This window comes from Microbacterium sp. MMO-20 (assembly GCF_037147735.1).
Classification (GTDB): Bacteria; Actinomycetota; Actinomycetes; order Actinomycetales; family Microbacteriaceae; genus Microbacterium.
Map to the genome: position 1 here is coordinate 55,524 of NZ_JBBCUU010000012.1, position 6,270 is coordinate 61,793.

The following is a 6,270-nucleotide window of genomic DNA, read 5'->3' on the forward strand; positions in this document are numbered from 1 at the left end:
TCTCAGACGGCGGCGATGTCGATCGAGCTGATGACGACGGGCTCGACCGGGCGGTCGCCGGCTCCCGTGCGCACCGCGGCGATCTCGTCGACGACGGCGCGGGAAGCGTCATCGGCGACCTCGCCGAAGATCGTGTGCTTGCCCTGCAGCCACGGGGTCGGGTCGGTCGTGATGAAGAACTGCGACCCGTTGGTCCCTTCGGCCTTGCCGGTGATGGCGTTCCGGCGCAGGCCCGCGTTCGCCATCGCGAGGATGTAGGGAGCGTTGAAGTTCAGCTCGGGGTGGATCTCGTCGTCGAAGTTGTAGCCCGGTCCGCCGATGCCCTGACCGAGCGGGTCGCCGCCCTGGATCATGAAGTTCGGGATGATCCGGTGGAAGATGACGTCGGTGTAGAGGGGACCTTCGCCCGCCTGGCCTGTCGCGGGGTTGGTCCACGCCTGCGATCCGTCGGCGAGACCCGTGAAGTTCTTGACCGTCTTCGGCGCGTGATCGCCGAAGAGGTTGACGACGATGTCGCCATGGTTGGTGTGGATGGTGGCTACGGCGGTGTGGATCGTCATGCTGGGTATTCTCCCACCTGTCAACCCCTTCCGACGTCGCGAGCGTCTGGCAAGATGGGGAGAAACGACCCCGGATCAGGGAGGGCACCGTGAGCCTCAGCCGTAAGCGCAAGAAGGAACTCCGCAAGCTTCAGGACCAGGCGAGCACGCTGTGGGAGTCACAGCAGGTTCTGCTCGGTCAGGCGGGGGAGGTCGCGCGTGAGGCGGGGCGTCAGCTCGGGAACTACAACCGGGAGCAGGTCGTGCCCACCGTGCAGCACACGTACGAGAAGTACGCCGCGCCGTACGTGGACCAGGGCGTCAAGACGTCGCGCAAGGTCTACAACGAGAAGCTGGTCCCGGCGGCCGGTGCCGTGATCGGATCGGCGCTGAGCGTGTGGGATGCCGCCAATGAGAAGCGCTCGGACCTCGCCGCGGGGCGCGGGTTCGGATCGGTCGATTTCGCCGCGCTGCAGAAGAAGGCGGAGAAGTACGGCAAGCGGGCATCCAAGCAGCTCGTCGTGGCGCCGCCGAAGAAGGGCGTGAGCGCCGGTGGCGTCATCGCGATCCTGCTCGGCGTCGCTGCGGCGGCCGGCGTGATCTACGCGGCATGGCAGACGCTGCGCGCGGATGACGAGCTGTGGGTCGCGGACGACCCGCTGCGCGCGCCGGATGCCTGATCCGCTCGACCACGTGCGCGCGGCGGCCGCCGCGCGCGGGCTCGAGATCGAGTTGCGCGAGCGGCCCGCGGCATCGAGCCTCGCCGAGGCGGCATCGCTCCTCGGGCTGCAGCCCGAGGACATCGTCAAGACGCTCGTCGTCAAGCGGGCCGATGACACCTACCTTTTCGCGCTGATCCCGGGCGATCTCGCGATCTCGTGGCCGAAGCTGCGCGCCGTCGTCGGGGTGAACAAACTGCAGTTGCCCGATCCGTCGCTCGCCCTCGCAGCGACGGGGTATGAACGCGGCACGATCACCCCGATCGGCAGCGCGAACGACTGGCCGGTCTACGCCGACGCCTCGATCAGCGGGCGGCGGATCGCGATGGGCGCCGGCGCGCACGGCTACAGTCTGTTCGTCGACGCCGACGCGCTCATCGCGGCTTATGGCGCGACGGTCGCCGACATCTCGCAGCCCGCCTCAGCGCGCTGATCGTGTGCGCCCGCAGCGCGACTCACACACCCGCCATCTCGCGCGCGAGGTCGACGAGCTGCACCCGGTGCAGATCCTCGACGGCGTCGAGAGCGAACCACGCCGCCCGGTCGGTCGATCCGCCGACTTCGTCGCGCAGCTCTCCGTCGACGACACGCGCCCGGTAGACGATGCGGAGTGTGTGGAGAGGCCCGGCGGCGCCCGGCGCAATGCGCTGACGCGCCGGTATGACGCGTGAATGGATGCCGAGGAGTTCGTCGACCACGACATCGAAGCCGGTCTCCTCGCGCACTTCGCGCACGACGGCATCCGCCGGATCCTCACCCGCTTCGAGGCCGCCGCCGGGGAGCGTCCACGCGGCCCGGGGACCATCGTGCCAGTGCGCGAGCAGCATTCCGCGCGCGTCGACGATGACGGCGTAGGCGGCCACCCGCAGGTCCATTCCGCGATCCTAGCGAAGGCGCCTGTGCGATGAGAGAGGTGTGGAGCCTGGGAGAATCGAACTCCCGACATCCTGCTTGCAAAGCAGGTTACGCATGGCCGAACTCCCGCAGAATCCCGCGTCTCCAGGGCTCACGGCTCCAGCGTCGTATAGCCGTTTACTGGCACGTACAGCCCCCTAGTGGCACGACTCTGGCACGGATGAGCCACCCCCAGACGGGCATCAGCGGCACCGATCCGCTCCCGGCCGGACGGGTGCCGCGGGCTGTGGATAAGCGGCACGAGAGCGCTCCGACATGGGGTTACGTTTTGGCGTCCGGCGGGCACGAGAAAGGGGCGGCCCCGGCCATCTACGACCCGGGACCGCCCCAGCGGTGAGGAGGGCGTCACACGGTGGCGCGCTCCAGGTCCTCCAGCATGAGCGGGATGCCCGCCTGAGCGCCGGGCACGGTGATGTGCACGCGGTCCCCGTCCACGAGGAGGCGGTAGGCATCCGGGTCGGCACGGTGCAGGAGCGCCAGGGACTCCGGGGTCGTGTCGCCCGTGGCGGCGAGGTCCCCGAGGACGGCGGCCCATGCGGCGGGCTCGGCCGTCGCGCGCTCCTGCTCGTGGATGGCGAGCGCGGCGGGGTCCACCTGGCAGAGGCGGTCCCAGATCAGGTCGCTGTACGCGGTGATGAGCCGGTCCCGGTCCTCGTGGGCGAGAAGGTGCGGCATGACCTCCAGGTCGTCCAGGATCGCGGCGAGGCGGGTGCGGTCCGCGTGTGCGATCACGTCCTGGAGGCGCTGGCCGGGCTCCCGCTCGAAGCCCTGCGAGGGGTCCTGACCGGCGTAGACGAGGGCGCGGACCTTCTCCCGCTCCCGGCCCAGGGTGGCGTGGTCGTCGGCCGTCTTCGGGCGGAGCGCGTCCAGCACGGGGCCACGGTCCGGCGCGGCGGGGATGACGGGCGTGGCGGCGCGCAGAGTCGCCCGGATGGCGGCGACCTCGTGGCGCTGGCGTGCTCGGACGCCCTCCGGCGTCAGGTGCGGGTCCCGGAGGGTGGCGGCGGCCGCGTAGCCCTCACGGGCGCGGATGGCAGTGGTGATGAGGTCGGTGCGGGTCATGGTCGTGCTCCTTCGTTGCGGTGGTCCCCGCGGGTGCGGGCTTCAAGGGCCGCCCGGAGGCGGTTGGATTCGGTGCGGCGCGCGGCGGCCTCAGCGTGGAGGGCGGCGACGTAGGCGGTGACCCCGGCGGCGTGCCGGGGCGGGAGGGCGTCCAGGGCGGCGCGGTAGGCGGGCAGGCATTCCCGCTGAGCGTCCCGTGCCTGGCTCAACGGGGTGGGGCGCGGTGCGGCGTGGACCATCACGCACCCCCGAGCGTTGCTGAGGCGGCGAGATGCCCGCGGGTGGTCCTGCCGGTGCCGGTGGCGGTCGTCGCGCGCTCACGGGGCTGTGAGGGCCGCTGAGGCGTGGGGGTGTCGTGTGCGAACTCCTCCAGGTGCCGATCCAGCGCGTCCATCAGCCCGAAGCACCGGGCGAACCGCTCGGCGGCGCTCACCGCTGAACTCCGAACACCAGCGCGTCGAGGAGGCTCCCCACCTGCTCGAATCCGCCCGGCTTCGCGTGGTCCAGCCCGAGGTAGCGGGCGCGGCGCTCCATGATGCGGAGCACCACATCGGCCGCCTTCGGGTCCCCGGCCATTGCCAGGCGCATCTGCGGCGCGAGGATGGCATCCAGCCGCGCCAACTCCAGCGCGCGAATCTCGTCGGCTGTCTCCTGCGGGATGCGCTGGACCTCCTCCCGAATCCACCGCTGAACGGTCTTCGGGTGCACGTCCATCCGGTCCGCGATGGTGGCCGCGTCGATCCCGGTCCGGTGGAGCATGAATGCCTCGGCGCGGCGGGTCAGCCGGTCCAGGCGCTTCGCCCTCCGGCGCGGCCGCGGCGAGTCCCCGAGGTTGTACTCCTCCAGGTCCACGTCGGCGGGCAGGGAGGGCACCGGGACGGCGGGCACGGCCGCGACCTCCGGGTGCTGGATGATGCTGGCGGCGCTCATGCCGTCTCCTCTCGGTTGGTGCTCCAGGTGTCCGGGGTCCCCGGCAGTCGTGTGGGCCAGGACGTGGCGGATTCGTGCGTGCTCCCGCGTTGTGTAGTCCCCGGCTTGTCTGAGGCCTTGCCTGTCCTGTCCTGTCCTTGCCTGTCCTGTCCTCCGGCGTACCCGGTCACGTGACCGGTCACGGGGGAGGAGTCCGAGGCGGCGGCACGCTTCGCCCGCTCCCGCTCCCGAAGGGCCTGGTTCTTCAGCCGATTGCGCTCGCGCTGGTGCTCCACGATGGCGGCAGGCGTCTGCGTCTGCTCCCACGCCTGGACGCGGAACGCATCCCCTTCGGCGGCCCAGAGCCCGGCGCTGATGAGCCCTCGTGCGTCGTCCGGCGTGGCCCCGTCCGGGTGGAGGAGCCGGAGCGTGCGCCGCGGGATCAGGCCATCCGTGCCGTGCTCGTTCGACCACATGAGGGCTCCGCTGTGGACTCGCCAGAGCCGGTCGGTGAGCGCGTCCAGGGTGGGGTCGTTGAGCCACCGGCCGGGCAGTCGTGCATCCGTCATCGCGGCCCTCCTTCCCGCCGGTAGCGGGCACGGTTGCGCTCCCGCTGGCATCCGCGGCACTCGCCCTTCGCCGTCGTCCCCCACGCCACGCGCGCATGCTTGCGGGGGCAGAGGGTGAGGGACCCGCCGTGATCGGCTCGGGCATTGCACGCGGCGCATCCCCAGGCGTAGGCGGAGAGGTCCGTGGACCACTTCACCGGCTTGCCGTGGCCATCGCGGCCGATGTGCGTTGCCGGGCCGATTCTCATCCACCCGGTCGCGGGGCGGCCGCACCCGTGGCAGGGTCGCCCGACCGCGGAGCCGCGGAGGCGGATGAGGGCGGCGTGAACGCCCGCGTAGGTGCTGGCGCGGTGTGTGTGCTCGGTCCCGTGGAGCGGCATCTCAGCGCTCCCCGTCGATGAAGGCCAGGAAGGCCGTCGTGCTGATTCGGAGCGCGCGGCCCCACCGCTGGGCGGGGATCGTGCCAGCGGCGATGAGTTGGTAGACGCGGCTGGGGGCTCGGTCCAGGATGGCGGCGACCTCGCGGACGCTGAGGAATGCGGGCGGGTTCTCGCGGACGGCGGCCAGGGCGGCGCTCGCGGTGGTGGGCTCGGTGACGGGTGCGGTGGTGGGCATGGATGCCTCCGGGGAACGATTCGGACTCGTGTCGTTCCACCCGGCTCCACCGCGTGGGGCGCTGTACGCGCCGCGGCGGGCTCCACCCTCCGCTGTAGCCGAGTGTACACGGTGGTAGGGTTGCCTTGCAACACGGAATGACCGTCTGACCTGGGGTTTGGTTACAGACTGTCACCACCTGGACCGGACGGAGAACACATGGCTGAGCGGCGACAGAAGACCAATCGACAGGCATTCGGGAGCGTCCGGCAACTGCCCTCCGGCCGCTGGCAGGCCCGCTATCCCGACCCCGCCGGACGGCCGATGACGGCCCCGGTCACGTTCCCCACGAAGCGCGAGGCCCAGGACCACATCGCCGGAGTCCGCGCGGACCGGATGCGCGGCACCTACCGGGATCACCGCGCCGGACTCGCCCCGCTCGGCCCCTACGCCGCGGACTGGATCGCCAACGGCGGGCGGCGCGGCAAGTTGGCACCGAAGACACGCGCACTCTACGAGGACGTGCTCGCCACGCAACTCCAGCCGCTCCACGACCGCGCCCTCAGCGCCATCAGCCCGGCCGACGTGCGCGCCTGGTACTCCCGCACCCGGCGTGACCTCCTGGCGGCCGCGAAGGTGCGGGCGGCGGACGCTCAGCGGCGGGCGAAGGAGCGCGGCAAGGATGCCCCGGCGCGGCCGCTCCCGTCCGGTGAGTCCCGGCTCCGGCAGGCGTACAGCCTCCTCCGAGCCATCATGTCCACCGCCGTCCAGGATGGGCTGATCGCCGCGAACCCCTGCCAGATCGTCGGAGCCGGAGCGGTCCAGCATCCCGAGCGGCCGTACCTGTCCCCCTGGGCCGCCCCCTTCATTCGGTCCGGTCGCTGTGCGAGTCGTCGGTTTCCAGTTGATGGGTGCATTGCCGAGCGTAGTCGACCGGTGCGAGGTATCCGAGCGATGAGTGCC

The 6,270-nt window shown here is 71.3% G+C and carries 8 protein-coding genes, 1 tRNA gene and 1 pseudogene; 3 read left to right on the top strand and 7 right to left on the bottom strand.

Annotation, left to right across the window (positions count from 1 at the left end):
* Positions 1-2: 2 nt before the first annotated feature.
* Positions 3-560, bottom strand: a complete 558-nt coding sequence (locus WFI52_RS13350) for a peptidylprolyl isomerase (protein ID WP_336627403.1) — start codon at positions 558-560, stop codon at positions 3-5.
* An 89-nt stretch (positions 561-649) separates the two neighbouring features.
* Here WFI52_RS13350 and WFI52_RS13355 point away from each other — a divergent pair, with 89 nt between their 5' ends.
* Both WFI52_RS13355 and WFI52_RS13360 read left to right on the top strand, forming a co-directional pair.
* Positions 650-1,219 carry a DNA helicase gene (locus WFI52_RS13355; protein WP_336627402.1) on the top strand — a complete coding sequence of 190 codons (570 nt, stop codon included), beginning with the start codon at positions 650-652 and terminating at the stop codon, positions 1,217-1,219.
* The gene (locus WFI52_RS13360; RefSeq protein ID WP_336627401.1) at positions 1,212-1,691 is read left to right on the top strand and encodes an aminoacyl-tRNA deacylase; all 480 of its coding nucleotides are present in this window, start codon (positions 1,212-1,214) and stop codon (positions 1,689-1,691) included. The genes WFI52_RS13355 and WFI52_RS13360 overlap by 8 nt, the downstream gene beginning before the upstream one ends.
* Before the next feature lie 22 nt (positions 1,692-1,713).
* Here WFI52_RS13360 and WFI52_RS13365 read toward each other — a convergent pair whose 3' ends face one another.
* From WFI52_RS13365 to WFI52_RS13390, 6 genes are all read right to left on the bottom strand, one after another.
* Positions 1,714-2,133: an NUDIX hydrolase gene (locus WFI52_RS13365; protein ID WP_336627400.1), complete on the bottom strand. Its 420-nt coding sequence runs from the start codon at positions 2,131-2,133 to the stop codon at positions 1,714-1,716.
* A 41-nt stretch (positions 2,134-2,174) separates the two neighbouring features.
* Positions 2,175-2,250: transfer RNA gene (locus tag WFI52_RS13370), tRNA-Ser, on the bottom strand.
* Between the two features lie 268 nt (positions 2,251-2,518).
* Positions 2,519-3,235 (bottom strand): hypothetical protein, encoded by a 717-nt coding sequence (locus WFI52_RS13375; RefSeq protein ID WP_336627399.1) that lies wholly within the window; start codon positions 3,233-3,235, stop codon positions 2,519-2,521.
* A gap of 429 nt (positions 3,236-3,664) precedes the next feature.
* Positions 3,665-4,165 carry a helix-turn-helix domain-containing protein gene (locus WFI52_RS13380; RefSeq protein ID WP_336627398.1) on the bottom strand — a complete coding sequence of 167 codons (501 nt, stop codon included), beginning with the start codon at positions 4,163-4,165 and terminating at the stop codon, positions 3,665-3,667.
* Positions 4,162-4,713 carry a hypothetical protein gene (locus WFI52_RS13385; RefSeq protein WP_294981165.1) on the bottom strand — a complete coding sequence of 184 codons (552 nt, stop codon included), beginning with the start codon at positions 4,711-4,713 and terminating at the stop codon, positions 4,162-4,164. The genes WFI52_RS13380 and WFI52_RS13385 overlap by 4 nt, the downstream gene beginning before the upstream one ends.
* 381 nt (positions 4,714-5,094) lie before the next feature.
* Complete coding sequence (locus WFI52_RS13390) at positions 5,095-5,328, bottom strand: helix-turn-helix domain-containing protein (protein WP_336627397.1); 234 nt, start codon at positions 5,326-5,328, stop codon at positions 5,095-5,097.
* Between the two features lie 198 nt (positions 5,329-5,526).
* Here WFI52_RS13390 and WFI52_RS13395 point away from each other — a divergent pair.
* Positions 5,527-6,270 (top strand): annotated as a pseudogene (locus tag WFI52_RS13395) (hypothetical protein); the annotation flags it as partial.

Coding starts and splice junctions, on each gene's coding strand:
- WFI52_RS13350 (WP_336627403.1), bottom strand. CDS start 560: ATGACGATCCACACCGCCGTAGCCACCATCCACACCAACCATGGCGAC.
- WFI52_RS13360 (WP_336627401.1), top strand. CDS start 1,212: ATGCCTGATCCGCTCGACCACGTGCGCGCGGCGGCCGCCGCGCGCGGG.
- WFI52_RS13365 (WP_336627400.1), bottom strand. CDS start 2,133: ATGGACCTGCGGGTGGCCGCCTACGCCGTCATCGTCGACGCGCGCGGA.
- WFI52_RS13375 (WP_336627399.1), bottom strand. CDS start 3,235: ATGACCCGCACCGACCTCATCACCACTGCCATCCGCGCCCGTGAGGGC.
- WFI52_RS13380 (WP_336627398.1), bottom strand. CDS start 4,165: ATGAGCGCCGCCAGCATCATCCAGCACCCGGAGGTCGCGGCCGTGCCC.
- WFI52_RS13385 (WP_294981165.1), bottom strand. CDS start 4,713: ATGACGGATGCACGACTGCCCGGCCGGTGGCTCAACGACCCCACCCTG.
- WFI52_RS13390 (WP_336627397.1), bottom strand. CDS start 5,328: ATGCCCACCACCGCACCCGTCACCGAGCCCACCACCGCGAGCGCCGCC.